Below are 23,636 nucleotides of genomic sequence, written 5' to 3' on the forward strand. Positions count from 1 at the left end.
ACAACACCGAAAGGACCGCCCCTGACCAACCGGAAACATCAACACGGGGTGGGGACTTTTACTTGGCCACCAGCGGGGACTTCATCTTGGCCATTGACACGTCTCGTTCTACCCGTGCGAGGGTGAAGTTGTCGTGCAGGGCGGGACCGTACTCTCGGGCACCCGACGACCATCGGACGCGTTTCGGGCCGGCAGGCCTGCGGCACCGACAGTCAGATCACGGTCAGATAGATCAATGCGACCCTGAAAATAGTTCGGGCACCCGAACTTCGCAAACGGGGGTTGGCGACACTCCACACTTACCTCAGATAGGCAACACGACGGCAGTGACGAATTCGTTGCGTATCCAGGCGATGAACAGCCCCCATGCGCCTGTCAGGAGCGCGACGCCGACGGCGATCATGATGATGCCGCCCGCTGTCTTGATCTTCTGGGAGTTCCTCCGAAGCCACCCGACGCTGCGCATCGCCGAACTCGAGCCGAACGCAAGGACGACGAACGGCAGGCCCAGTCCCAGACAGTAGGCGACGATGAGAGTGACCCCGCGCGCTGCGGTTGCACCTTCGGTGCCTGCCGCAACGGAGATCACTCCTGCCAGAGTCGGACCCAAACATGGTGTCCAACCGAGAGCGAACACACCACCGAGTAGCGGTGCGCCCGCGAGCGAGGAGATCTGTTGGGGTGCGAATCGGGTGTCGCGTTGAAGGGTGGGAATCAACCCGATGAAGGCCGCACCCATGATGATGGTGATGACGCCGCCGATGCGTTGGAGTACTTGCTCGTTGATGCGCAGTGTGCCGATGACTCCGAAGATCGAGGCTGTGGCGAGGACGAAGACGATCGTGAATCCGGCGACGAACAACGACGCGGCGCCGGCCACACGCCACCGGCGTGCCAGCGGCGCCGAGGGCGCTGTGCTGTTCGGGGTTTCGAGCGATCGGGCATCGGCACCGGCGATGCCCGCCAGGTAGGACAGGTAACCCGGAACCAGCGGCACGACGCATGGGGAAGCGAACGAGACCAGTCCGGCGAGCATGCATGCACCGATCGCCAGCACCAAAGGGCCGCTCGATGCGGCGTTCTGAAATGTCGACCCGATGTCTTGGGCGAGAAGGGTCATTCGGCCGCTATCCGTTCGACGACGGGAAGGAGGTCTTCGGTGAGCAGGGCGCGCATGAAGACCGCCGCCACTCGATGCTGGCGATCGAGTACCAGCGTCGAGGGAATCACGCTGGTCGGGTAATTCCCGCCGAGTGCGATCAGCGTCCGCATCGAGGGGTCGTAGATCGAGGGGTAGGAGACGTTGTTGTCGACGACGAAGTCCTGCGCCTTGTCCTTCTGCGGATCTCGAACATTGATGCCGAGGAACTGCACACCGCGCTGGCGGGTGGATTCGTAGACCTCTTCGAGGTCGTCGGCTTCGCCGCGGCAGGGGCCACACCATTGACCCCAGAGATTGATCACCACTACCTCACCGTCGTAGTCCGACAGAGCGGTGTTTCTGCCCTCCTCCATCAGGTCGGGACCTGCGAGTTCGCCGATGATTCCCCGTGTTTCGGGCGGATCGTAAAAAATGTCGGTTTGGCCACCGGGTGCTACGAAGTCGAAGCTACCGCCGGTCGAGGCGGCGTCGGCACCGACGGAGCATCCGGAGCTCACCACTACGATGGCAAGGATCGATGCTAGTGCCGCGGCAGGCATCGAGACCTGGTGGCGTGTACGTACCCACGTATCTCGGCGACGTCTCATGAGGTGAAATCCTTTACTGCAGTGCGGATCTGATCCGTTGTCTCGAACACCGTGGGGTCGGTCAGACGCACGATGTCCCCGCCCGGTGTGAGGAGGAAGCTCAGGGGCAGAACCGGTGGAGCCGACAGCGCGTTCTGGACGTCGCCGTCGTCGATGTAGTTGGGGTACCGAATGCCTAGTTCCGTGAGCAGCGCGGCCGCATCCTCGGGTCGGTCCTCGACGTCGATTCCGACGACCCGGATCGCGTCGGGTTCGGCGGCGTAGCTGTCGAGTACAGGCATTTCTGTGCGGCACGGGGCGCACCAGGAGGCCCAGAGATTGATCAGAGTCATCTCACCGCCCAGAGCGTCGGCGAGGTCGACTTCGGCGTCGTCGCCGATGCAGCTCGCCGTCACCCCGGCAAGTGGTCCGCGGCGTCCGGGCACCGGAACCGGGCACGGCGACATTGCTGGGTCCGCGGTGGCGGTGGCGGTGCCGGGGTGGGGCGGGCTGGACGGTGTGGGTCCGACCGGCACGATGGTGTTCGTGACGGATGCTCGATCGTCGGCGCTGGACCGGGGCCACAGTGCGACGATCGATGCGACAACAACTATGAGCATGACAATCGACCAGCCGCGCGTCATCGGCCCGACCTTCTCTTTTCAGAGCGCGGCAGAGGGGCCGACGGTTCGTGGCGGGTCATAGCAGCGTGGACCAGTACGGCCAGAAGCGTTGTGCGATCAGGGTGATCAGGGCGAGAAACCACACGGTCAGCGGGATGGAGTGATTGCCGAGCACAGCGTCGGACCACTGCCGGAGAGCGGGTGTGGACCCGGCGCGGTGAAGGTTCCGCAAGGTGACGTACCAGAATATCGGGACGGTGACTGCCCACACTGCCATGCAGTACGGGCACAGGGCGCCGATCTCGTAGAGGCTCTGTCCGATCAGCCAGTGTACGAAAACTGCGGCGGCAGTGACACCGACCTGCAGTGCACCCCAGAACCACTGCGCGAACACAGCACCGGAGACAAGGCCGGCACCTACTGCTGCCACGACGGCGAAGCCTGCGATCCCGAGGAGGGAATTGGGGAATCCGAACACCGACGCCTGATCGGTGTTCATCACCGATCCGCAGTTGAGTACCGGGTTGATGCTGCATGTCGGGGCGTAGGCAGGATCGAGGGCAAGAGCAAACTTTTCCGCCGTGAGTACGAATGCGGCGGTCAGTCCGATCAGCCCTCCCACCAGCAGAACCCAGGGCAGGCTCCGATCGAAAGGCCCGCCCTGACGGGGTCCGGTGGCAGCCGTGGGGTCAGCCGAGTGCAGCGTCGAGGGCATCGGCGAGGTCTCCGTAGGTGGTGGGCTCGATTTTGGTGCCGTTGAGGAAGAAGGTCGGGGTGCCTTGCACGCCGAGCGCTATCCCGTCCGCGACGTCGGCTTCGATGCGGTCGAGTGTCGCAGGGTCGGTGTAGGCGGCATCGAAGGCGCTCATGTCCAGTCCCTGCTCGACTGCGAAACTGCGAAACAGCTCGTCCTGGGGAACCTGCTGCTCACCCCACTGCGCCTGCGTCTCGTACATCCGCTGATACATCGCCTCGAAGCCGCCTTGCTGGGCTGCAGCTTCGACTGCTCGCGCCGCGCGTTCGGCATTGAAGTGCGAGGTGATGGGAAAGTAGCGGGCCACGAAGCTCACCCGGTCGCCGTACTCTTCCCGCAGTTGTTCGATCGCCGGGTAGGCCGACCGGCAGGCCTCGCATTCGAAGTCGAGGAACTCCACGAACGTGACCCGGCCGTCGGGCACCGAGTTCAATCGATGACTGTTCTCGCGCACCGCGATCGAAGCCGGGTCGATGGCAGCCTGCTCAGCGGCCGCGGCGTCCGGTGACCCCGATCTGTCCACCACCAGAAACAGAGCCAACGCGGCGGCGAACACGACCACCAGGGACAAGGAAATCTTCAATGCTCGGCTCATGCAGCTACCTTCTCGATTCGTTGCGGGTCCCCAGCGTCTTCCTCGTCCGCCGCCGATGCCCGGAGTTGTTCGAGATCCAGAAAACGAACGACGCGAGAGCTACCGCGAGAGCGGCGATCAGAACAATCGAGACCTTGACGGACCGGCCCCACCCATTCCTCCGGACGATGCGTGAAGCGTAGGCGTGAGCCTGAAGTCGAAATACTACGACCCATAGTAGTTGTGGGCATCGGATCGTTCGCCGCAGGGCGTGTCACTTCGTCCCGCCCCTGCCGCTCGAATCGTCCACGAGCGATCATACTGCCATACGGTGCTATCATCGGTGCATGACGATCAATAGAGGGGCGTGTCCGGTCGGCCGCACCGGGTCTACGGTCGATGCCGCAGTGGCGTTGTTCCACAGCCTTTCCGATGCCACTAGGTTGGCTATCGTGCGCCGACTCGCCGATGGGGAATCGCGTGTAGCAGACCTGGTGAGCGAGCTGGGGCTGGCCCAGTCGACGGTGTCGGCGCACATGGCGTGCCTGCGCGACTGCGGGTTGGTGATCGGTCGCCCCGAAGGGCGGCAGGTCTTCTATTCACTCGCCCGACCGGAACTGTTGGATCTGCTCGCCTCGGCAGAAACCCTCCTCACCGCCACCGGGAACGCGGTGACACTGTGCCCCAACTACGGCACGGACTCCGCCGGAGCGGCGGTGACCGGATGAGCGACGCGTGCGGCTGCGGCCACGACGAGCCCCGCCCGGGCGGCGACGACGAGCAGGAACCCGACAGGTTGTGGCAGATCACCGAGATCCGAGCCGCGGCTGTCGCTGGCGCTCTGCTGGCGGCCGGACTGACCATTGGCTGGACCGGCGGTCCCGATGGTCTCACTCTGGTACTCGAATCGGTCGCGTTGATCGTCGCCGGCTACACCTTCGTACCGTCGACCCTGAAGCGGCTCGCCCGCGGCAAGATCGGCGTCGGCACCCTCATGACCATCGCGGCGGTCGGCGCCGTGATCCTCGGTGAGGTCGGCGAGGCTGCGATGCTCGCGTTCCTGTTCGCCATCAGCGAAGGCCTCGAGGAGTACGCGGTCGCCCGCACCCGGCGAGGTCTGCGGGCGCTGCTGTCGTTGGTTCCCGACACCGCCACCGTCCGACGAGATGGTCGAGAACAGGTGGTGTCGCCGACCGAGTTGACGGTCGGCGAGATCATGATCGTCAAGCCCGGCGAGCGCATCGCCACCGACGGCACGATCCGCAGTGGCAACACCGCGCTCGATACCTCGGCGATCACCGGCGAATCGGTGCCCGTCGAGGCAGGGCCCGGCGATGAGGTGTACGCCGGGTCCATCAACGGAACCGGGGTTTTCGAGGTCGAGGTGTCCGCGCGCGCCGAGGACAACTCGCTGGCCAAGATCGTCCGGATCGTCGAGGCCGAGCAGTCCCGCAAGGGCGAGGCGCAGCGACTGGCCGATACGATCGCCAAACCCTTGGTGCCCGCGATCATGGTCGCCGCGGCCCTCATCGCCGCTGTAGGCAGCCTCCTCGGCGACCCACGGATATGGATCGAACGCGCACTGGTCGTCCTCGTCGCTGCCTCACCGTGCGCCTTGGCCATCGCCGTCCCGGTCACCGTCGTCGCTGCGATCGGCGCTGCCAGCAAACTCGGTGTCCTGGTCAAGGGCGGCGCAGCACTGGAAGCCCTCGGCCGCATCCGCGGAATCGCACTGGACAAGACCGGCACCCTGACCCGCAACAAGCCGGTCGTCATCGACGTCGCCACCGTGAACGGCGCGACCCGCGAACAGGTCCTCGCGGTGGCCGCGGCGCTCGAGGTGCGCAGCGAGCACCCCCTGGCCGCGGCGATCCTCGCCGCCGTCGACGACCACACCCCCGCCGAGGACGTCGAGTCCGTCACCGGCGCCGGCCTCACCGGCCGCCTGCGCGGTTCCGACGTCCGGCTCGGACGGCCGGGCTGGATCGAGCCCGGCCCGCTGGCGGCAGAGGTGGAACGGATGCAGCGCGCCGGAGCCACCGCCGTGCTCATCGAGCAGGACGGCCGAACACTCGGCGCGATCGCGGTCCGCGACGAACTGCGACCCGAAGCCGCGGAGGTCGTCGCCGGTCTCCGCCGTGACGGATACCACGTCGCGATGCTGACCGGGGACAACGAACGCACCGCCCGAGCGTTGGCCGCCGATGTCGGCATCGAGGAGGTCCATGCGGACCTGCGACCGGAGGACAAGGCAGCCATCATCAGCGACCTGAAGGTCCGACGGTCGACCGCGATGGTCGGCGACGGTGTCAACGACGCCCCCGCACTGGCCACCGCCGACCTCGGTATCGCCATGGGAGCCATGGGAACCGACGTGGCCATCGAAACCGCCGACGTCGCCCTGATGGGCGAGGACCTCCGGCATCTGCCACACGCCTTGGCCCACGCACGCCGATCTCGGCGCATCATGCTGCAGAACGTCGGGCTGTCTCTGGCGATCATCACCGTTCTGATGCCGCTCGCCCTGTTCGGGATTCTGGGCCTGGCAGCAGTGGTTCTGGTGCACGAACTCGCCGAGATCGTGGTCATCGCCAACGGAGTCCGGGCAGGCCGCGCCCACCCCCTGACCACCGGACCGGCACCCGCATCGGCCCCGACGGCAGCCGAGGACCGCATATGAGCGCCGACGCAGCCCCGGGCATCTCGGCGCCACGGTCCCGGCGGACCCTGACGATCGTCGCCGTCGTACTCATCGGCGTCGCACTCGCGGGCGACCCCGTCGCCCGCCGCGCACTCTCCGACGGCCGCATCGTCGAGCTAGGCGTGCTGCAACTGAAGTTGGCCTACAACAGTGGTGTCGCCTTCAGCGTCGGGAACCAACTGCCGCCGTGGGTCATCATCGCGGTCACCGCCATCATCACCGTCGGCATCGGTGTGTACGCGTGGCGCACTGTCCCCACCGGCTCACCGTTGGGGACTGTGGGACTGTCGGCGATCGTCGCCGGCGCCGCCGCCAACGTGATCGACCGCACCGTCGACGGTCGCGTCACGGACTACTTCCACACCGGCTGGTGGCCCACCTTCAATCTCGCCGACACCTACCTCACCTGTGGTGTCGTACTGGTCATCGGCTCCATACTCTGGGAGGAAGCGGCCCTTACCCGTACCGCGCACGCGCAGGAAAAATCCGGATGACCGCCTCGCGGCCTCGCAGCCGATCCACCTCTACCGCGGTCCAGCCCTCCGGACACGACGTTCAGCCGCCCCGCCGTGGCCGCTCGGTGCGGGAGTGATCACCACCATCGCCGCGGCGGTCGCGATGTTCGCCGGCACCAACATCGACGACATCGTCGTGCTGACCGTGCTGTTCGTCGCCTCCGCCAGCCAGGGGCGGCCGCGGGCATGGCAGATCGTTGCCGGCCAGTACGCCGGCCTGATCACCCTCGTCGCGATCAGTGTCGTCGCTGCCCTGGGATTGGTGATCGTCCCGGAGGACTGGGTCGGGTTACTGGGGTTGCTGCCCCTGTCGTTGGGTGTCTGGGGCCTGATCCGCGGCCTGCGCAGCGGCGACGAGGACGAGGCCCCGGTGGTGGCAACAGGGATGGTCGGTGTCGCCGCCATCACCATCGCCAACGGAGCCGACAACATCGCCGTCTACACCCCGGTCTTCCGCACGCTCGGTGCGCCACAGACCGCGGTCACCATCGCCGTGTTCCTGATCTGCGTGGGAATCTGGTGCTACGCAGGCAGACTGTTGGGCACTCGCAGAAAGGTCGTCGACACTCTCGAACGGGTCGAGCACTGGCTCGTACCCGTGGTGTTCATCGTCCTGGGTGCGATCATCCTGCTCGAATCCGGTGTCCTCGGCCGGCTCATCGTCGCCGCGTCATGACCGACGTCTGTTCGCCCGGCAACTCCAGCGGCTCACTGCGGCACCGAACCCGGCTCACGTCCGGGTGCACCTAGCGGGGGGGTGCGGCGCGGCCACGTCGATGTCGCCGAGCCGGCGCAGCAGATCATCGATGCGGTCCTCGACCTCGTCGAGTCGAGCACCCATGTCCGAGAGTCGCTCGTGGGCGTCCCGGCGGGCCGCGGTTCCCCGGACGTAGTAGCCCTGGTCGAGAACAACGTCGTCCCACGCCGAGTGGACGACCGTGGTGTCGCGGCCAGCGCCCGGTTCGGTGATGCGTCCGGGGTGAGTGGGCGACTGTCCTGTCAGGTGCGCTCGCGTCAGCGCGGACGCCGACCTGCGGGTCAGCGGGTCCGGCGCCCAGGGGGTGTGGCCCCAGCGGTCGATGCGCACCAGGAGCGGGTCGTTCGCGTGCGCCGCCGGGACTGCGTCGTTCGAGTTGCTGCTGCTCGACGAGTCAGGCGTGCGGTTCGGGTCGAGGGCGGCGGCCACCATGCGCGTGGTCGCAGCTGCGTCGAGGAGCGACTGGACCTGCGCCCACCGCCGATGGATCGCGACCGGGTCGTGTCCGGGTCGATCGCCGAAGAGGTGTGCCGCAATCCGGTGGTCGCCGGAGACGACGAGGTCCGAGTTCTCCACGCCAATATCGCCGCGCCGCAGGGCTGTCATCTCGGTGGGCGTCATCCCGGACGCGAGAAGAGTCAATATCAACGCGTCTCGGCGTCCGAACATCCCGTGGGGCCACCCGTGAGTCGGAATGGTCTCGATGATCGACGTTGCCGCCGCACGGACACGCGCTGTGCGGTCGCGGCGTCGCTCGTTCACCGCGAGCCGCGTCGTCACCGTGTGCCCGGGTTCGGCCAACCCGCTGCGTCGGTGGACGATGTCGATGTCGGCGACTCGGCGGCGCTGCGTGGACGACGTGGACGGGTGGGCGTCGAGGAACTCGGTGAGCGTGGCCGGGTCGGCGGGCAGGGCCGAATGCTCGGTGGCGGCACACCAGTCGCGGAACAACGCCCACGTCGGCGATCCGGACAGGTCGCGACCCGCCCTGTCGGGCGCGTCTTCCGCTGTTCCGCCCTCGGCGCTCACAAGCCCAGCCTGGTCACGGCGTTGCCGATCAGGGGTGCGTTCTCCCGGGCGTAGATCTCGACCATGCCGGGGGTGGCGTGACCGGTCTGGCGCATAATCGCGTGGGCATCGGCCCCGTTGCGGAACGCCTGGGTGACGAATCCCGCGCGCAGCGAGTGCCCACCCAATTGGGCGACCGCGTGTTCGTCGTAGCCGGCGTCGGCGGCGCGCCGCCGGATCGCAGCGTGGACCGCCGCGCCGGACAGCGCCGTCGCCGAGAGGTTGCCGTTCTTGCGGATCGACCGGAACAGCGGCGCTCGACCATTCGGGGTGGGCAACGGACCTCGGCACATGTGCTCGTCGAAGCCGGTTGCGCGGGTGAGCAATCGGATGAGAGCCACCCGTCCACCCGCATCGAACGCGGCAACGACCTGCAGCCACCGGAGCCACGCGCACACCGGGCACGTGCGGTGGTAGTCGGTGAACGGCAACGCCTTCACCGCCCCCGACCCCTCCTGGTCGGTCTTCGAGCGCCTGATCCGCACATGGGTGCCGTCGAGGCGGTCACGCCGAACATCGCGGCATTCGAGGGCGACGAGTTCGCTGCGCCGGAACGCCCCGGCGTAGCCCATCAACAGCAGCGCGGAGTCGCGTCGCTCCAACACCTCCGAGGCCCACCCGTCCGCGCTGCGGCGGGCGTGATCGACGATGACGGTGATGTCCGCGGTCACCAGCGGTGCGCGCGGGTTCCGGGGTCGATCCCCCGCCGCGGCGTAGTCACGTCGGATCCCGGCGAGGGTGGCCCGCACCATCTCGTGGCCGCACGGGCTATCGCATCCGGCGCTGCGGTGCCGATCGGCGATCGCGGCGACCCACTTCCCCAGCGTCGCGGGCGCGTACACGCGCGTTCCGTCCGTGGTGATCATGTCGGCGGCGTCGACGAGGTACGCCGCGACGGTGGCGGGGTGCGCCGGCAGTGAACGATGGCCGGCGCGTGCGCACCAGCTCTCGAAGCGTCGCCACGCCGAGGAGTAGGCGCGGCGGGTCCCCGCTGACCGCGCCGACGCCATCGACCGTTCGATCCGCGCGGCGACGTCGGTCGTCAGGTCCGGAAATACCGCCGCACCACTCACCGGGACGACCGAATCCGCGTCCAGGATCTCACCGAGCTGCCGTTCTGCCATGACAAGGACTGTATCGAGCCCTCCCGACAGCCTTCTCAGGTAGAAAGCACGCTGAGCAGGGTTTTCGGCGGAGACGGTGCGGGAAGGAAAATTCTCGTCGGTCACCGCACAAATAACGTTGGTGACTACGACCCCGGCGCGAAAAAGGGCTCTTCGGCTATCGCCGCGCGTGCATCGCGGACGACCCCGCTCCATCGGGCGAGAGCTATGTCGGCGGATGGTGCAGCGGGATCCCGTGGTCGAGGAACAGTTGCACCGTCTCATCCAGCTCCGCTGCGGTGCGGCACCCCCAGCGCAGGAAGTTGTACAACGAACTGGCGGATGCGGGATCGACGCGCGCTGCCGCGATGGCGGCCTCGGCCGCAGCGTGCGCGTCAGCCCATAAATCGCGCTCAGGTGCGGGATAAGACGAGCGCGTCGGAGCGGTCCCAGGATCGACCGGCTCATACGGTCGTGGGCGCAGCAGAGATGCGTGCGCACCGCCGGCATCGATCTCACCGCTCTCGACCATCGCAATGCCGATCGCTGCGGCCTCGAGGACTGTCGCCTGCTCGTCCCAGTGCAGGTCCTCGAACGGAACCCACGCGGTCCGCAACGGGCGAGAACGACCGGCGGCCTTCCAGATCGCAACGAGCCTCGTCGCCCACCGTCCGGTGCGAACCAGTGGCGTGGACACTTCGTCGACGACGGTGCGCAGAAGCCGGAACCACACTGCGGCATGTACCCGGCCTGGGCCGAGTTCCACCCATCCCGTCGTCAGAGCCTCGGTGCTGCGCCGATCGAGGTCCGTGACCGCTGAGGGAACCGGAACGGGCGAGACCCGTTCGTCCGAACCGAACCGGACCTGATCCCAGAAAATTGCATGACCAGGCAACGCAGAGCAGGGTTCGAGTCGACAACGGTGGTCGAGGCAGCTGCTCAGCACCGGATATTGATGCAGCAGAGTCATGTTCATATCAGCAGTGGATTCGAGGCTGTCGATACATTCCGGGCATGCCCGACTGCGCGGAGTGCTCGCCCACGGCAACCATGCTTCGCTCGTGGGTGTGCGGCGTCGTCGATCCTCCCTCGCGAGGTCGGCCGGTAGCAGGATCGAGAACTGGTGGACGTAGGTGTCGAAGTCGCAGTCGGCGGGGTCGGTGCTGTCGAGCAGCCACGGTGTCCACCCCGCCAACGTCATCATCCGCACCCTCTCCACCGGGACCGCGCCGCGACCGGCCAGCTCGACAAGTATCGGCTCCGGTGTGTAGCGGTCGAGATCCCCGACAGCACAATCAATTTCGAGGTCTGCAAGCAGGTCAGAGGGCCTGATGTGCGGATACAGCTCGCATATCCGGGCCAACCAGGACGAGAGGGCCTCGCCTGGCAGTGGCTGCGGGTGCAGCGGCCACGGGCGAACGTACGCACCATCGGGCATCGGTGCGAGCCGCGCGTTCATGCGAGGTGGCGCTCGAACTGGCGACGTCGCTCCGTGGGGCCAACGTACGGAGTGCGCGTGAGCACCGATGAGGTGATCGCTTCCTCTCCGCTGTCGACGGCGGTCACTGCTGCGGCAGTGAGCAACGTTGCCAGTTCACCGATGGTGCCCTCGGAGCGAGTGAGAAGGTAGTCGGTCATCTCCAGTGATGTCACGTGCGAGGGTTTGCGGAGGGGGAAGCTCGTGGTGAAACTGGCCAGCAGTGATCTGGTGTCGGCTGTGTTGGTCCAGACCGGCAAAGTGATGGGGTGGAATCGATTCTCCAGCTGCGGATCGGTCCGGATGGCGAGGTAAGCATCACGGGTGCCGACAGCGACGAGAGGAATGCGTAGTTCGTTGCCCAAAAACCGCAGCACGTTCAAGAATTCGCGGCGCACGTTGTCGCGGCCGGCGAGAACATTGTGGAGCTCGTCGATGATCAACATCCGTACGCCGGTGACGCGGAGCAGCATCAATGCTTGCTGTTCGAGTTCGTGGACCCGATTGCGGGGCCTGGTCGGTGTTCCCAACGCTGTGAGCAGTGCGAGGTAGAACCGGCCGGGTGACGGGTCCGGGGGCATCTGCATGCACAACACCGGTATCTGCTCGCGATCGGACAAGCTGATCGGCGGATGAGTGCGCCGGAACTTTTCGATGATCATCGACTTGCCGTTGTTCGTCGGACCGAGCAACAGTAGGTTCGGCATACGCTGTCGGTCCGGCCACGACAACAACGTCTCCAGATGGTCGATGACCGTACGGGCCTGCGGATACCCAATCCACCTCTCCGACCGGATCAACCGGATCCTGTCCGCGTCGTCGAGTGCGGCGAGCGGACGAACCGACTCCCGCAGGTGCCCCAAATCCTCACCGGACGACTCGGTGGCTTCGTCGCTGCTTCCTGTCGATGCGGTCATCGGCTCACCATTCCTCGATATCGCTGAAGACCGGCGTTGCGGTGCCGCCGTCCGCTCGAGGCTCCACCGGCGGGTAGATCGCCGGGATCGGCGCAGACGCGGCGCCGGTGAGATGCATGCGGCGGGCACGGTTGCGCCGGGCTTTGCGGGTGGCTTTCTGCGAGCGGTCGGTGACCTCGCGCATCTGCTCGATCATCGAAAACAGTGCGCCCTCATCGACGTTCGACCGACCTTGTTCGCGGAGACGGGTGATAGCAGCTCTGTGCTCCCACAGTGTCACCGCGGGATGTGACATCGTCCGGTACGGCACCTCGACATAGCCGGCACCGTCTGGTTCGAGGACCCAGATTCTGCTCAAATCGCGTGGGTCACGTCGTATCACGAACCGCCCCAGATCCTCTCGCCGCGCAACCCACGGTTTGAGCGCGTTCGAGAAGTAGTGCACGTGATCGAGGACGAAGCCCGTGCGCGTCAGACGTCGCCGGATGACGGGAAGAAAGTCCACCAGGAACGCGGTTTCGCCGAGCACCACACGAGGGGCATGACCAACTGCGGCGACCCCGCCGGCCCACACCGCGGCCGGAGTGTTCCCGATCCCTGCGTGAACGCTCGCGTGATACGCGGCTATGGCCAGGACCAGCCAGCGTTCCAACTCACGCAATGTCAACGCCGCATGCTTGTCCGAGTCGTAGCTTCCTCGGTCCGCTGGGTTCGAGAAGGTGGTCCCAGGCAGCTCGTGCACCGCCGTCATCGCCGTCCCGATGATGCGTTCGACGATCCCGCCGTAGTGCGGTCGGCCCGGAGGACGGTATTCGAGGGTGATGGCGTGCTGGGCGCATCCGCGGCGCAGCGCTTCGCTTTTGAACTCGGAGGCGTTGTCGAGATACAACTGCTTCGGCTTCCCTGCCATCGGCCACTGCACCTGCTCAGCGAGCTCGCATGCCTCCAGCCATGTCTGCTTCTCGCAGCACACGCGGCCCAGGCACAACCCGACCGATATCGACGACGGCGGCTCCAGAGTGACGACGAACCCGAGTACGGAACGGCTGAAGACATCAATGGCGATCGTCAGGTAGGGGCGACCGATCGGTTGCCGCTCGTACTCGTCGACGATCATCACATCGACGACGGTGTGGTCGATCTGGACCTGATCGAGAATCCCCGCAACTGTCGGTGGAACGTCGCCGGCGGACTGACGCGGGCGGGCGGCATCGGGTCCTCCGCGGGACCTGGCCACCGATGCCGGATGGAGGGCGGCGATTCGTGCGGTGACGGTGTTTCTGGCCGGCACTGGCAGACCCGCGCGGTGACACGCCAGCGCGATACGTCGATGCAGCGCAGCGACACTCAACTTCTGGCGATGAAGAAAATATCGGGTGAGATGGTCGCCGATCAATTCCTCAACCTCAGCCGCTACTCGGCTGCGGCCACGCCCTCCCGACGAGACCTTCGTAAGAAGATCGGTGACTGTCCCCGTCCCGTTCCTGAGCCTGCCGATCAACGTGTAGACCCGCCGCCTGGATAGTCCCAAGCGCTGCGCTGCAGCGTCGACCGCTTCCGAACGCACCGGATGCATCTCCAGCAAGGGAGCCAGGACACCGAAACGGGCCTCGGCCTGGGACCACCGCTCCCCCGACGCTGTCAGCACACCGGTCTCCACGATGGCGAGCTTGTCGGGGTCCATCACAAGCCTCCCCTATCACCGAGAGCCGAACGCGACCGTGCACCGCACTTCTGACATCAGAATGTCAGAAGACACGTGCACTCACCCTCGAAACGCCTGCAAAGAGTGCAGCCGTCTTCTGAAACTGACAACCGAATGGTACGGCGAGCAGCCGTACGCCACCTGGCCGTGGGCACAGGACGCGCTCGGCGACGCACAACCGGAGGTGCTCGACATCGCCGACGGCTTTCAGTACGAACGGATCGTCGGGCTCGAGCCCGATCTGATCATCGCGACCAACGCGGGTCTGGATCAGGAATCCTACGACCGGCTCAGCGAGATCGCGCCGACCATTGCACACTCCGGCGAGTACTCCGAGTACTTCGAACCGTGGGATGTTCAAGCTCGCAGCATCGGCGCCGCCGTCGGCAAGAAGGACGACGTCGAGAATCTCATCGCGGGCGTCGACGAGAAGTTCGCAGCCGCGAGGGCCGAGCACCCGGAGTTCGAGGGAACCAAGGCGATCTTCCTGCAGAACGCAATCTACGACGGCGACGCCATCGCCTACCAGAACGGCTTGAGCACGGACTTTCTGACCGATCTCGGGTTCGTCGTGCCGTCGGACATCGATGAATTCGCACCCGCGGACGGCAGCGGCCAGGCATACATTCCGCTCGAGAACCTGTCGGTCCTCGATTCGGCCGACGTGCTGCTCTGGGGCACCGAGAAGCCCGAAGATCGCACCGCACTCGAGCAGGAGCGGGTGTATCGGAACCTCGAGCGGGTGAAAGAGAACAAGCTCGTGTTCACCGATGGCGTCACAGCAGGCGCGATCTACTTCACCAGCGTCCTGAGCTTGCCGTACGTGATCGACAAGTTGGTCCCGGCGTTCGCCGGCACGCTCGCCGGGGGCGGCGCAGCCACCACCACGAGTTGACCGACCTCGGCCTGGATCTCTCGGACGCACACCGAGCGGTGCGCACCGAAAGATCCAGGCGAGTCGATCAAGCAGCGCGGGCGTCGGTCCGTCGCTGCATCCACATCGCGATGGACAGGACGACGAGGCCTGCGACGGCAAGGATGGCACCTGCAGCCGCGGGTGCCGTGTACCCGAAGCCGGCGGCGATGACGGCACCACCGAGCGCGGCACCGATTGCATTGGCGAGGTTGAACGCCGCGTGATTGAGCGACGCCGCCAGTGTCTGAGCGTCCTCGGCGACGTCCATCAACCGGGTCTGCAGTCCGGGGATCACCGACGAGCCCGACGCGCCGATCAGGAACACCAGGATCAGCGCGCTGATCGGGTTGTGTGCGGCCAGAACGAACGCAGCCAGGAACACAGCCATCGATGCCAGCCCGAAGAACGTTCCCTTCAGCTTGAAGCGGTCCGCGAGCCATCCGCCGAAGTAGTTGCCGGCAACCATGCCGAGGCCGTAGATCATCAGCGCGACCGGCACCAGAGTGCGTGCCAGTCCCGCGACATCGGTCAGCGTCGACGAGATATAGGTGTACACGGCGAACATGCCACCGAAGCCGACCATGCCGACGAACAGCGTCATCCACACCTGGCTGCGGCGAAGTGCACCGAGCTCGGTGATCGGATTGGTGGTCGGCATGCCGTCGAGACGAGGCATCCACATGATCAAGGCGGTGACGGTGAGTGCACCGATCACCCCGACGACGGCGAACGCACTGCGCCAGCCGAGAAGTTGCCCGAGCCAGGTAGCTGCGGGGACACCGACGACGTTGGCTATCGAGAGCCCCATCATGACCATCGCAACAGCTTTGGCGCGCTTGCCCGGCTCGGCGAGATGCGCCGCGACGAGCGCCGCGATACCGAAGTACGCACCGTGAGGCAAGCCCGCGACGAACCTGGACGCGACCAATTCGTTGAAACTGGGAGCGAACACGGTACCGAGGTTGCCGAGAGTGAACGCCACCATCAGAGCGATCAACAGTGCTCGACGCGGTACACGCGCGGCCAGCGTCGCGATCGCGGGCGCACCGACGACGACGCCGAGGGCGTACGCCGAGATCATGTGACCGGCCGAGGGCTCGGAGATACCCATGCTCGACGCCACGTCGGGAAGCAGACCCATCGACGCGAACTCGGTGGTCCCGATACCGAACCCACCGATCGACAGGGCGAACATCGCGAACCGTCTCCGCGTGGAGTGCGGACGGTTACTGGTACTCAGGCCGCTCGACACCTTCGAACGCACGGCGCCGACATTCCTGGCGAGGGCGGAATCGGTGACAGACACGGCACAACGACCTTTCGGGGTTTCGGGGTTTCGGGATCGATCAAGAAGAAAAAGGACGGACTGGATCGGCAACGTCCCAGGCGTCAATTGTCATCCCCGGCACAAGCGATTTTCGAATCCTCCGGCGGTGATAGTGCTCACGCCGCCGTCCAACGGTCGATCCGCAGGCCCCACTACTACCTTTATAGTGCTCATTCCGCAGGCTCCACTCCCGGCCTTCATCGTGCTCGTTCCGCAGGCTCCACTCCCGGCCTTCATCGTGCTCGTTCCGCAGGCTCCACTCCCGGCCTTCATCGTGCTCGTTCCGCAGGCTCCACTCCCGGCCGTCGGCAGGCGTGTTGTGGCCGGACTGCTTGTTTCCCGAAGTCGATCGCACCGCTAGGATTCACGCCAGGTCATGAGTGCCAGCATCGAGCCCCGGCTTGCTGGCCGGCAACCCTCCAACCGCGGTGGGGTGCCCCGGGTGAGAAGACCTGGTTAGTCGGCTGCGCACACGCGTTGCCGTCGAGCAAGCGCGGGCCCGCCACGGTGATGTCACATGATGTCGGTGGGCCCACTGACCGGGAGTTGTCCGACACGTCGGCGGCCCCAGGAAGAGGTTGATCATGTGTTGTTGTACCGATACGCCCCGCCCCGGCTTTCCGGACGAGAGCCGATTCGAAACCTGATCATCCTTCGAAGACGGAGTTATCACTCACATGACCGACAACACCCCTGACGTCGTGGACGCAACCGGCGCCCCCATCGAAGACCCCACTGCTTCGTGGGCTTTCGAGACCAAGCAGATTCACACGGGTCAGACTCCGGACGGCGCGACCAACGCGCGCGCTCTGCCCATCTACCAGACCACGTCGTACACGTTCGACAACACCGATCACGCCGCCGCACTGTTCGGGCTGGCAGAACCGGGCAACATCTACACCCGCATCATCAACCCCACCCAGGACGTGGTCGAGCAGCGCATCGCTGCTCTCGAGGGCGGCGTCGCCGCGCTGCTCCTGGCGTCCGGGCAGGCCGCCGAGACGTTCGCGATCCTCAACCTCGCGGAAGCGGGCGATCACATCGTCTCCAGCCCTCGTCTGTACGGCGGAACGTACAACCTGTTTCACTACACGCTTCCGAAGTTCGGTGTGCAGGTCACGTTCGTCGAGGATCCGGACGATCTCGAGCAGTGGCGCGCAGCCATCACCCCGAACACCAAAGCGTTCTACGGCGAGACCATCTCCAACCCGAAGAACGACATTCTCGACATCCCCGGTATCTCCGCCGTGGCGCACGAGAACGGGATTCCGCTCATCGTCGACAACACCGTCGCGACTCCGTATCTCATCCAGCCGCTGAAGCACGGCGCGGACATCGTCGTGCATTCGGCGACGAAGTACCTCGGTGGGCACGGCACCGCCATCGCGGGCGTCATCGTCGACGGTGGCACCTTCGATTGGACGCAGGGGCGCCACACCAACTTCACGACGGCCGATCCCAGCTATCACGGCGTCGTGTTCGCGGACCTCGGTGCTCCTGCGTTCGCGCTCAAGGCCCGCGTCCAGTTGCTGCGTGATGTCGGCGCGGCCGTGTCTCCGTTCAACGCGTTCCTCATCAGCCAGGGGCTCGAGACGTTGAGTCTGCGCATCGAACGTCACGTCGAGAACGCACAGAAGGTGGCGGCGTTCCTCAAGGCGCGGGACGAGGTGGAGTCCATCAACTACGCGGGTCTGAAGTCCTCGCCGTGGTACGGCCGCGGCCAGGAACTTGCACCGAAGGGCCAGGGCGCCATCATCGCGTTCGAGCTGAAGGGCGGCGTCGACGCCGGCAAGAAGTTCGTCAACGCGCTGAGCCTTCACAGCCATGTGGCTAACATCGGTGATGTGCGTTCACTCGTCATTCACCCCGCCTCGACCACACATTCGCAGTTGACGCCGGAGGAGCAGCTGGCCTCGGGCGTCACTCCGGGCCTGGTCAGGCTCGCTGTGGGTATCGAAGGGATCGACGATATTCTCGCCGATCTCGAAACCGGATTCGCAGCGGCGGCGTCTTGACCATCGGCTCTGTGCACGACGTCCGTCCGGCTGCGGGATTCCCGCCGCCGGACGGACGGCTCGGCAGTATCGACATCGGCCGGCTCGACCTCGAGAGCGGTGCCTCGCTACCCCAGGTGACCGTTGCGGTGCAGCGCTGGGGAGAGCTCGCACCCGGACGTGACAACGTGGTTCTCGTCGAGCACGCCCTCACCGGCGATTCGCACGTCAGCGGACCCGCCGACGCGGATCACGCGTTGCCCGGCTGGTGGAACGGGATGGTCGGACCCGGCGCACCGATAGACACCGACGAGTGGTGCGTCGTCGCATCGAACGTCCTCGGTGGCTGCGGTGGAACGACGGGTCCCAGCTCGCTCGCCGAGGACGGTAAGCCGTACGGCAGCCGATTCCCCGGCATCTCCATTCGCGACCAGGTTGCGGCCGAGGTCGCGCTCGCGGACGCGCTCGGCATCCACCGCTTCGCTGCTGTTGTCGGCGGTTCCATGGGCGGCATGCGCACACTGGAGTGGATCGTCGGCCATCCCGAGCGTGTCGGCGCCGCTCTCGTACTCGCCGTCGGCGCCCGCGCCACTGCGGACCAGATCGGTACGCAGACCACTCAGATCGAAGCGATCGCGTCGGATCCGGACTGGCAGGGCGGTGATTACCACGGCACGGCTCGATCCCCTCGCGCTGGACTGAAGATCGCTCGTCGCATCGCGCACCTGACCTATCGCACCGAGAGCGAGCTCGACCTCCGGTTCGAGAACAACCCCCAGGGCGACGAGAACCCGTGGAACGGTGGCCGATACGCCGTCGACAGCTACCTTCAGCACCAGGCCAACAAGTTGGCCGACAGGTTCGACGCAAGCACGTACGTATTACTGAGCGAGGCGATGAACCGGCACGACATCGGTCGGGGACGCGGTGGCGTCGACGAAGCCCTGGCGCGCGCGACGGTGCCGACCATCGTCGGCGGTGTGGATTCCGACCGGTTGTATCCGCTGCGTCAGCAGAAGGAGATCGCGCGCGGTCTACCCGAGTGCCGTGGACTCGAAGTCATTCAGTCCAGAGACGGTCACGACGGCTTTCTCACCGAAGCCGGGTCCGTCGCGAAGCTGCTCGGCGAGACGATGCAGCACGCACGCGCTGCTCGCCACGTCTGAACTCAGGAGTCGACCGACTCGGTGCGGCGCTCAGTCCGTACCGAGTGGGTCGATCGAGGACGACAGAAAGACGATGGCGCCGCCCACCAGCGCGAGGGCGGACACGTCGAAGCCACGGCTTCGTACCGCGAGCAGCCCTACGCGGTTTTCGGGAACACACAGCCGGAAACCCGCCGCGAGAAGAGTGGCCACGCCCAGCACGAACGATCCGCGGCGCCACCGGTCCGCGAGCACGAGCACGAGCGCGGCCGCGAGGACGACCATCACGGCCAGTAGTGGCAGGTTCTTGCGGATCTGAGCGCCCATGCGACGTCAGACCGTCGCCGAGAGGTCTCGCTCGGCACGTTCGACAACGTTGGACAGCAGGAAGGCGCGAGTGAGCGGTCCCACGCCCCCGGGATTGGGTGAGACGAATCCCGCGACGTCCGCGACGCCTGCAGCGACGTCGCCGCGCAGACCATCCTCGGTCCTGCTGACGCCGACGTCGAGGACCGCAGCACCCGGCTTGACCATGTCGGCGGTGATGATGCCCGGCACACCGGCGGCCGCGATGACGATGTCGGCGCGAGACACCTCGGCCGCAAGATCACGAGTTCCGGTGTGGCACAGCGTCACTGTCGCGTTCTCCGACCTGCGAGTCAGCAGGAGTCCGATCGGGCGGCCCACCGTCACACCGCGACCGACGACGACGGCGTGAGCGCCGTCGATCCGTACGTCGTACCGACGCAGCAGATGCACGATTCCGCGCGGTGTGCACGGCAGCGCAGCGTCCTCGCCCAGCACCAGACGCCCGAGGTTGATCGGGTGCAGGCCGTCGGCATCCTTGTCCGGGTCGATGCGTTCGAGCGCCGCGTTCTCGTCGAGATGCTTCGGCAACGGAAGTTGGACTATGTATCCGGTGCACGCCGGATTGGCATTGAGTTCGTCGATGACGGCTTCGAGATCCGCCTGGGTGATGTCGGCGGGGAGATCGCGTCGAATCGATGTGATCCCGACCTTCGCGCAGTCGTTGTGCTTGCCCCGCACGTAGGCGGCCGAACCCGGGTCGTCGCCGACGAGAACCGTCGCGAGGCCGGGAACGATACCGTTCTCCCGCAGGGTCCGAACCCGCTCGGTGAGATCGACGAAAATCTCGTCGCGGGTCGTCTTGCCGTCCAGAATCGTTGCAGTCACGACCCACATTGTTCCAGGTCTGTCACCGGCCGATTTCTCACCCCTCGACAGCGAGTCCCTGCGCTTGCGCGTAGGCCACCGCCTGGGTGAGCTCGATCTTCGTGCCGACGAGCGAGGTCCCCACCCAGAGCGCCCCGTCTACCCTCGACCCGCGCAGATCCGCGGCGTCGAGTTTGGCGCCGGTGACTCGCGCGCCGGAGAGGTCGACCGACACGAGCGTCGCCTTGCGCAGGTCGGTGTTCACGAGGTTGGCCTCGACGAATCGACATCCCGTCAGGTCCACTCCACGCAGGTCGGCGCCGCCCATCCCTGCCAGAGTGAAGTCGACCTCGTCGAACGTCGCGGGCCGCAGCCTGCAGTCCACGAATGTCGAACCCATGAACGTCGAATTGCGAAAAGTGGAGTGCAGCAAATTGGTTCGAGTGAAAGTACAGGACCGGAAGGCCGCGTCGCGGTGGACCGATTCGGTCAGATCGGCGCCGGTGAAGTCGCACTCGGTGAACACCACGGACGTCGTCTCCAGGCCGCTGAGGTCCGCATCCCGGAAGGTGCAGGCCACGTAACTTCGGCCGTTCCACCGTTGCCGATCGAGTCTGCTGTCGGAGTAGTCCTCGCCGATGATCTGTTCCTCGTCCACCTGCACCATCCTTCCCCGACGCGTGGTGGCAGAGTGAGCCGGGTGTTTCGACTCATGTTCTTCGAGCCCCGGATTCCTCAGAACACCGGCAACGCAATTCGCCTCGTCGCAGGCACGGGGTGCGAACTCCACCTCGTCGGCCCGCTGGGCTTCGACATGTCCGAGCCCAAACTCAAACGAGCGGGACTCGACTACCACGACCTCGCATCGGTGACCGTGCACGAGAACCTCGCCGCAGCGTGGGAAGCACTGAAGCCCGATCGCGTCTTCGCGTACACCGCTCACTCGACGCGATTCCACACGTCCGTCGACTACCTCCCGGGCGACGTTCTCCTCTTCGGCCCCGAGCCGACCGGGCTCCCCGACGACGTCCTGGGCGACGATCGCGTCACCGACCGGTTGCGCATCCCCATGATCCCAGGGCGGCGATCGCTGAATCTCGCGAACTCGGCCGCCGTCGTGATGTACGAGGCCTGGCGTCAACACGGATTCGACGGGGCGGTGTGAGTCCGGCTCGACTCACTCCGGTCCGGTACTGCTGCACCGCAGACCGACAGGGATTCATTCCCGAGGCGCGGCGTTGCCTTCGCTCTCGTCGGTCCCCACGCCGTCGGTCCCGACGGCATCCGTGTCGTCGCTGTTGTCTTTCTCGACTGTCCGGCGCGGCCGGACTGCACGCACCGTCCGCACCACCGCGTAGACGACACCTGCTCCCACCACCAGCGCACCCAGCCACGGAATCGCACGCCCCACGGCAACGATCCCGTCTCCGATCGCGTCGAGCAACGAGTTCCACCCGGAGACCAGGCCGTCGAGGAAGTTGTCCGGTCCGGGCGACGGCGTGACGTCGTCGGTGCTGAATTGCACTGTGATGGTGGACAGTTCCACTTGATCGCCGAGGTAGCTGCGTTGCGAGACCAACCCGTCGAGCTCGCCTTGCCTGCTCGACAGCGCCGATTCCGCTTCGATCAGGTCGGCCGTGTTCGTCGCACCGGCGATGAGCGCCCGCAACCGATCGACCGACGCCTGAAGAGCCGCGATCCTGGCGTCGAGGTCCTGGTACTGCATGGTGACGTCGTCACGAGTGATGCTGACGCTGGTGACCTTGCCGAGGGCAGAGATCCTGTCGACGGTCACGGTCAGCTCGTCCGCGGGGATCCTGGCGGTGATGGAACTACTGGCCGTCGAGTTCTCCGTCGCTGGATTCTCGGTTCGGTTGTCGATGCGGCCTCCGGCGCTCTCCACCGCGCCGACCGCCTCGCGTGCAGCGTCGACGGGATCGTCGGCGGTGACGTAGATCTGGCCCGTGACAACCTCTTTGCGTTCGACGGGCGAGGGCGCCTGCTCTCGCACCGCTCCGCCGGAGTCCGGCGCGAGCGCGACACCGGGCGAGGTGAACGACGAATCCGCCGCCGGCGGACCCGCTGGACCGTCGGACGACCCGCTGCATCCGGCGAGAACCACCAGCGCTCCGGCAAGAACGACGACAAGACTGCGCTTCATCTTCGAAGATGCTAGAGCACCATCGACATGCGGAAGACGGCCACGACATCGACGGTGACGAATCGTTACATCCATTGGGAACATTCACTGATGACCTGACGCCCGAACCGGGGTACGGTGTGCCGCATCGACCCATTTGCAAGATTCCGTGAAGGAGCCCCCCTGTTGTTCGCTGTTCCGTCTTTCTCTCTGCTCCGCCGCTCGCCCCAGGATGGCTCCTCCTTCCGCTCCAGTAGTCGAATGTCCCGTGCTGCAGCAGCTTTCGCTGTCGGTGGCGGCATCGTCGCTGCTGGTTTCGCCGGCGCCGGCGTGGCCTCCGCGGCACCGGTGACGTGCGTGTCCCCTCCGTCCGCGAACGACATCCAGGTCGACGGTTACGCCAGCTGCGGCGCCACCGCTCAGGACGCGTCACGCGCTACCGCAACCGCAACCGACAGCGGCACCGCCGTCAGCGTCGCCGAGGGCGCGGGCAGCACCTCCACGTTGGCAACCGGCTACGGCACGGCACTCGGAGCCTCGCGCGCCGGAGGCACCGCGTACGCCGGAGCCATCGGCGGCGGAATCGCGCATTCCTGGGCGGACAACGGCGGAACCACCATCGCCATCGCGGGTTGGGGTTCGGGAGCAACCGCCGAAGCCGCAGGCGTCGATTGCGTCGGCCAGTGGTCGCTCGCCCTCAACCTGTCCTCGGGCCAGTTCTGCGCGTTGGGCAACTGACGCTCACCGACACAGTCGTCGTGAAATCCCGCCACCGTCGTTGGTGGCGGGATTTTTCGTCGAGATACACGACTCCGCCGCAACGAACTACGACCAAAGGTAGTACCCGAGCCGTTGCGGGTTTACGATGACTCCACTCGCATCTTCAGGAGGACTGTGTGACTGCCCTAGCGCCTAGGCCCACTCCCGCTGTGACGGCGGCTCGGCCTTTTCCGCCGCGGATGGGACCTAAGGGTTCGTTCGTTCACAAGGCGATTACGACCACTGATCCCAAGGTGTTG

At 66.0% G+C, this 23,636-nt stretch carries 24 protein-coding genes and 1 riboswitch; of the genes, 9 read left to right on the forward strand and 15 right to left on the reverse strand.

Going from position 1 to position 23,636, the window contains the following annotated elements:
- Window positions 1–304: 304 nt before the first annotated feature.
- The 5 genes from CH292_RS25980 to CH292_RS26000 are packed head-to-tail and all read right to left on the reverse strand — an operon-like array spanning window position 305 to window position 3,700.
- On the reverse strand, window positions 305–1,120 hold the full coding sequence (locus tag CH292_RS25980) for a cytochrome c biogenesis CcdA family protein (protein WP_068049642.1): 816 nt from the start codon (window positions 1,118–1,120) through the stop codon (window positions 305–307).
- On the reverse strand, window positions 1,117–1,701 hold the full coding sequence (locus CH292_RS25985; RefSeq protein WP_068049643.1) for a TlpA disulfide reductase family protein: 585 nt from the start codon (window positions 1,699–1,701) through the stop codon (window positions 1,117–1,119). Before CH292_RS25985 ends, CH292_RS25980 begins: the two co-directional genes overlap by 4 nt.
- A 44-nt stretch (window positions 1,702–1,745) precedes the next feature.
- Window positions 1,746–2,372 (reverse strand): TlpA disulfide reductase family protein, encoded by a 627-nt coding sequence (locus CH292_RS25990; RefSeq protein WP_068049644.1) that lies wholly within the window; start codon window positions 2,370–2,372, stop codon window positions 1,746–1,748.
- Between the two features lie 55 nt (window positions 2,373–2,427).
- Window positions 2,428–3,066: a vitamin K epoxide reductase family protein gene (locus tag CH292_RS25995; protein ID WP_068049645.1), complete on the reverse strand. Its 639-nt coding sequence runs from the start codon at window positions 3,064–3,066 to the stop codon at window positions 2,428–2,430.
- A complete protein-coding gene (locus tag CH292_RS26000; RefSeq protein WP_094656090.1) occupies window positions 3,041–3,700 on the reverse strand; it encodes a thioredoxin domain-containing protein in 660 nt (219 codons plus the stop codon). The genes CH292_RS25995 and CH292_RS26000 overlap by 26 nt, the downstream gene beginning before the upstream one ends.
- 326 nt (window positions 3,701–4,026) lie before the next feature.
- On the opposite strand from CH292_RS26000, the gene CH292_RS26010 reads away from it, so the two are divergent.
- The 4 genes from CH292_RS26010 to CH292_RS26025 all read left to right on the forward strand — a co-directional run bounded on the left by CH292_RS26010 (window position 4,027) and on the right by CH292_RS26025 (window position 7,571).
- Window positions 4,027–4,407 (forward strand): helix-turn-helix transcriptional regulator, encoded by a 381-nt coding sequence (locus CH292_RS26010; protein ID WP_068049649.1) that lies wholly within the window; start codon window positions 4,027–4,029, stop codon window positions 4,405–4,407.
- Complete coding sequence (locus CH292_RS26015) at window positions 4,404–6,359, forward strand: cation-translocating P-type ATPase (RefSeq protein ID WP_094656091.1); 1,956 nt, start codon at window positions 4,404–4,406, stop codon at window positions 6,357–6,359. Before CH292_RS26010 ends, CH292_RS26015 begins: the two co-directional genes overlap by 4 nt.
- Window positions 6,356–6,874 (forward strand): signal peptidase II, encoded by a 519-nt coding sequence (gene lspA, locus CH292_RS26020; RefSeq protein ID WP_068049655.1) that lies wholly within the window; start codon window positions 6,356–6,358, stop codon window positions 6,872–6,874. The genes CH292_RS26015 and lspA overlap by 4 nt, the downstream gene beginning before the upstream one ends.
- Window positions 6,875–6,968: 94 nt before the next feature.
- On the forward strand, window positions 6,969–7,571 hold the full coding sequence (locus tag CH292_RS26025; RefSeq protein ID WP_068049656.1) for a cadmium resistance transporter: 603 nt from the start codon (window positions 6,969–6,971) through the stop codon (window positions 7,569–7,571).
- A gap of 54 nt (window positions 7,572–7,625) precedes the next feature.
- Here the strand turns inward: CH292_RS26025 and CH292_RS26030 are convergent, their stop codons facing one another.
- The 5 genes from CH292_RS26030 to CH292_RS26050 all read right to left on the reverse strand — a co-directional run bounded on the left by CH292_RS26030 (window position 7,626) and on the right by CH292_RS26050 (window position 13,901).
- Window positions 7,626–8,681 (reverse strand): hypothetical protein, encoded by a 1,056-nt coding sequence (locus CH292_RS26030; protein ID WP_094656092.1) that lies wholly within the window; start codon window positions 8,679–8,681, stop codon window positions 7,626–7,628.
- Window positions 8,678–9,844 (reverse strand): site-specific integrase, encoded by a 1,167-nt coding sequence (locus tag CH292_RS26035; protein WP_094656093.1) that lies wholly within the window; start codon window positions 9,842–9,844, stop codon window positions 8,678–8,680. Before CH292_RS26035 ends, CH292_RS26030 begins: the two co-directional genes overlap by 4 nt.
- A gap of 205 nt (window positions 9,845–10,049) precedes the next feature.
- On the reverse strand, window positions 10,050–11,282 hold the full coding sequence (locus CH292_RS26040; protein ID WP_094656094.1) for a TniQ family protein: 1,233 nt from the start codon (window positions 11,280–11,282) through the stop codon (window positions 10,050–10,052).
- Window positions 11,279–12,217, reverse strand: a complete 939-nt coding sequence (locus tag CH292_RS26045; RefSeq protein ID WP_094656095.1) for a TniB family NTP-binding protein — start codon at window positions 12,215–12,217, stop codon at window positions 11,279–11,281. The genes CH292_RS26040 and CH292_RS26045 overlap by 4 nt, the downstream gene beginning before the upstream one ends.
- Window positions 12,218–12,221: 4 nt before the next feature.
- The gene (locus CH292_RS26050; protein WP_094656096.1) at window positions 12,222–13,901 is read right to left on the reverse strand and encodes a Mu transposase C-terminal domain-containing protein; all 1,680 of its coding nucleotides are present in this window, start codon (window positions 13,899–13,901) and stop codon (window positions 12,222–12,224) included.
- 61 nt (window positions 13,902–13,962) lie between these two features.
- Here CH292_RS26050 and CH292_RS26055 point away from each other — a divergent pair, with 61 nt between their 5' ends.
- Window positions 13,963–14,817, forward strand: a complete 855-nt coding sequence (locus CH292_RS26055) for an ABC transporter substrate-binding protein (RefSeq protein ID WP_256978585.1) — start codon at window positions 13,963–13,965, stop codon at window positions 14,815–14,817.
- A 67-nt stretch (window positions 14,818–14,884) separates the two neighbouring features.
- Here CH292_RS26055 and CH292_RS26060 read toward each other — a convergent pair whose 3' ends face one another.
- Complete coding sequence (locus tag CH292_RS26060; protein ID WP_033188525.1) at window positions 14,885–16,033, reverse strand: MFS transporter; 1,149 nt, start codon at window positions 16,031–16,033, stop codon at window positions 14,885–14,887.
- Between the two features lie 504 nt (window positions 16,034–16,537).
- A riboswitch (SAM riboswitch) is annotated at window positions 16,538–16,665 on the forward strand.
- Between the two features lie 177 nt (window positions 16,666–16,842).
- Between CH292_RS26060 and CH292_RS26070 the strand changes: the two genes are divergently transcribed.
- Complete coding sequence (locus CH292_RS26070) at window positions 16,843–18,180, forward strand: bifunctional o-acetylhomoserine/o-acetylserine sulfhydrylase (protein WP_094656098.1); 1,338 nt, start codon at window positions 16,843–16,845, stop codon at window positions 18,178–18,180.
- The gene (locus CH292_RS26075; protein WP_020113413.1) at window positions 18,177–19,325 is read left to right on the forward strand and encodes a homoserine O-acetyltransferase; all 1,149 of its coding nucleotides are present in this window, start codon (window positions 18,177–18,179) and stop codon (window positions 19,323–19,325) included. Before CH292_RS26070 ends, CH292_RS26075 begins: the two co-directional genes overlap by 4 nt.
- A gap of 30 nt (window positions 19,326–19,355) precedes the next feature.
- On the opposite strand, the gene CH292_RS26080 is transcribed toward CH292_RS26075, so the two are convergent.
- Genes CH292_RS26080 through CH292_RS26090 form a run of 3 tightly spaced genes read right to left on the reverse strand, consistent with a single transcriptional unit; the run spans window position 19,356 to window position 21,144 of the window.
- Window positions 19,356–19,631: a DUF3017 domain-containing protein gene (locus tag CH292_RS26080; RefSeq protein ID WP_019667990.1), complete on the reverse strand. Its 276-nt coding sequence runs from the start codon at window positions 19,629–19,631 to the stop codon at window positions 19,356–19,358.
- A 6-nt stretch (window positions 19,632–19,637) separates the two neighbouring features.
- Entirely contained in the window at window positions 19,638–20,498 is an 861-nt protein-coding gene (locus CH292_RS26085) for a bifunctional methylenetetrahydrofolate dehydrogenase/methenyltetrahydrofolate cyclohydrolase (RefSeq protein ID WP_179278100.1), read from the reverse strand.
- 37 nt (window positions 20,499–20,535) lie between these two features.
- Window positions 20,536–21,144, reverse strand: coding sequence for a pentapeptide repeat-containing protein (locus CH292_RS26090; protein WP_094656100.1), 609 nt, complete (start codon window positions 21,142–21,144; stop codon window positions 20,536–20,538).
- A gap of 33 nt (window positions 21,145–21,177) precedes the next feature.
- Here CH292_RS26090 and CH292_RS26095 point away from each other — a divergent pair, with 33 nt between their 5' ends.
- Complete coding sequence (locus tag CH292_RS26095; protein ID WP_026348292.1) at window positions 21,178–21,642, forward strand: tRNA (cytidine(34)-2'-O)-methyltransferase; 465 nt, start codon at window positions 21,178–21,180, stop codon at window positions 21,640–21,642.
- A 54-nt stretch (window positions 21,643–21,696) separates the two neighbouring features.
- On the opposite strand, the gene CH292_RS26100 is transcribed toward CH292_RS26095, so the two are convergent.
- Window positions 21,697–22,638 carry a DUF4349 domain-containing protein gene (locus CH292_RS26100; RefSeq protein WP_020113415.1) on the reverse strand — a complete coding sequence of 314 codons (942 nt, stop codon included), beginning with the start codon at window positions 22,636–22,638 and terminating at the stop codon, window positions 21,697–21,699.
- 240 nt (window positions 22,639–22,878) lie between these two features.
- Here CH292_RS26100 and CH292_RS26105 point away from each other — a divergent pair, with 240 nt between their 5' ends.
- Entirely contained in the window at window positions 22,879–23,355 is a 477-nt protein-coding gene (locus CH292_RS26105) for a DUF6764 family protein (protein WP_019667995.1), read from the forward strand.
- The last annotated feature ends 281 nt before the right edge of the window (window positions 23,356–23,636 follow it).

It is taken from the genome of Rhodococcus sp. 14-2470-1a (assembly GCF_002259425.1).
Classification (GTDB): domain Bacteria; phylum Actinomycetota; class Actinomycetes; order Mycobacteriales; family Mycobacteriaceae; genus Rhodococcoides; species Rhodococcoides fascians_E.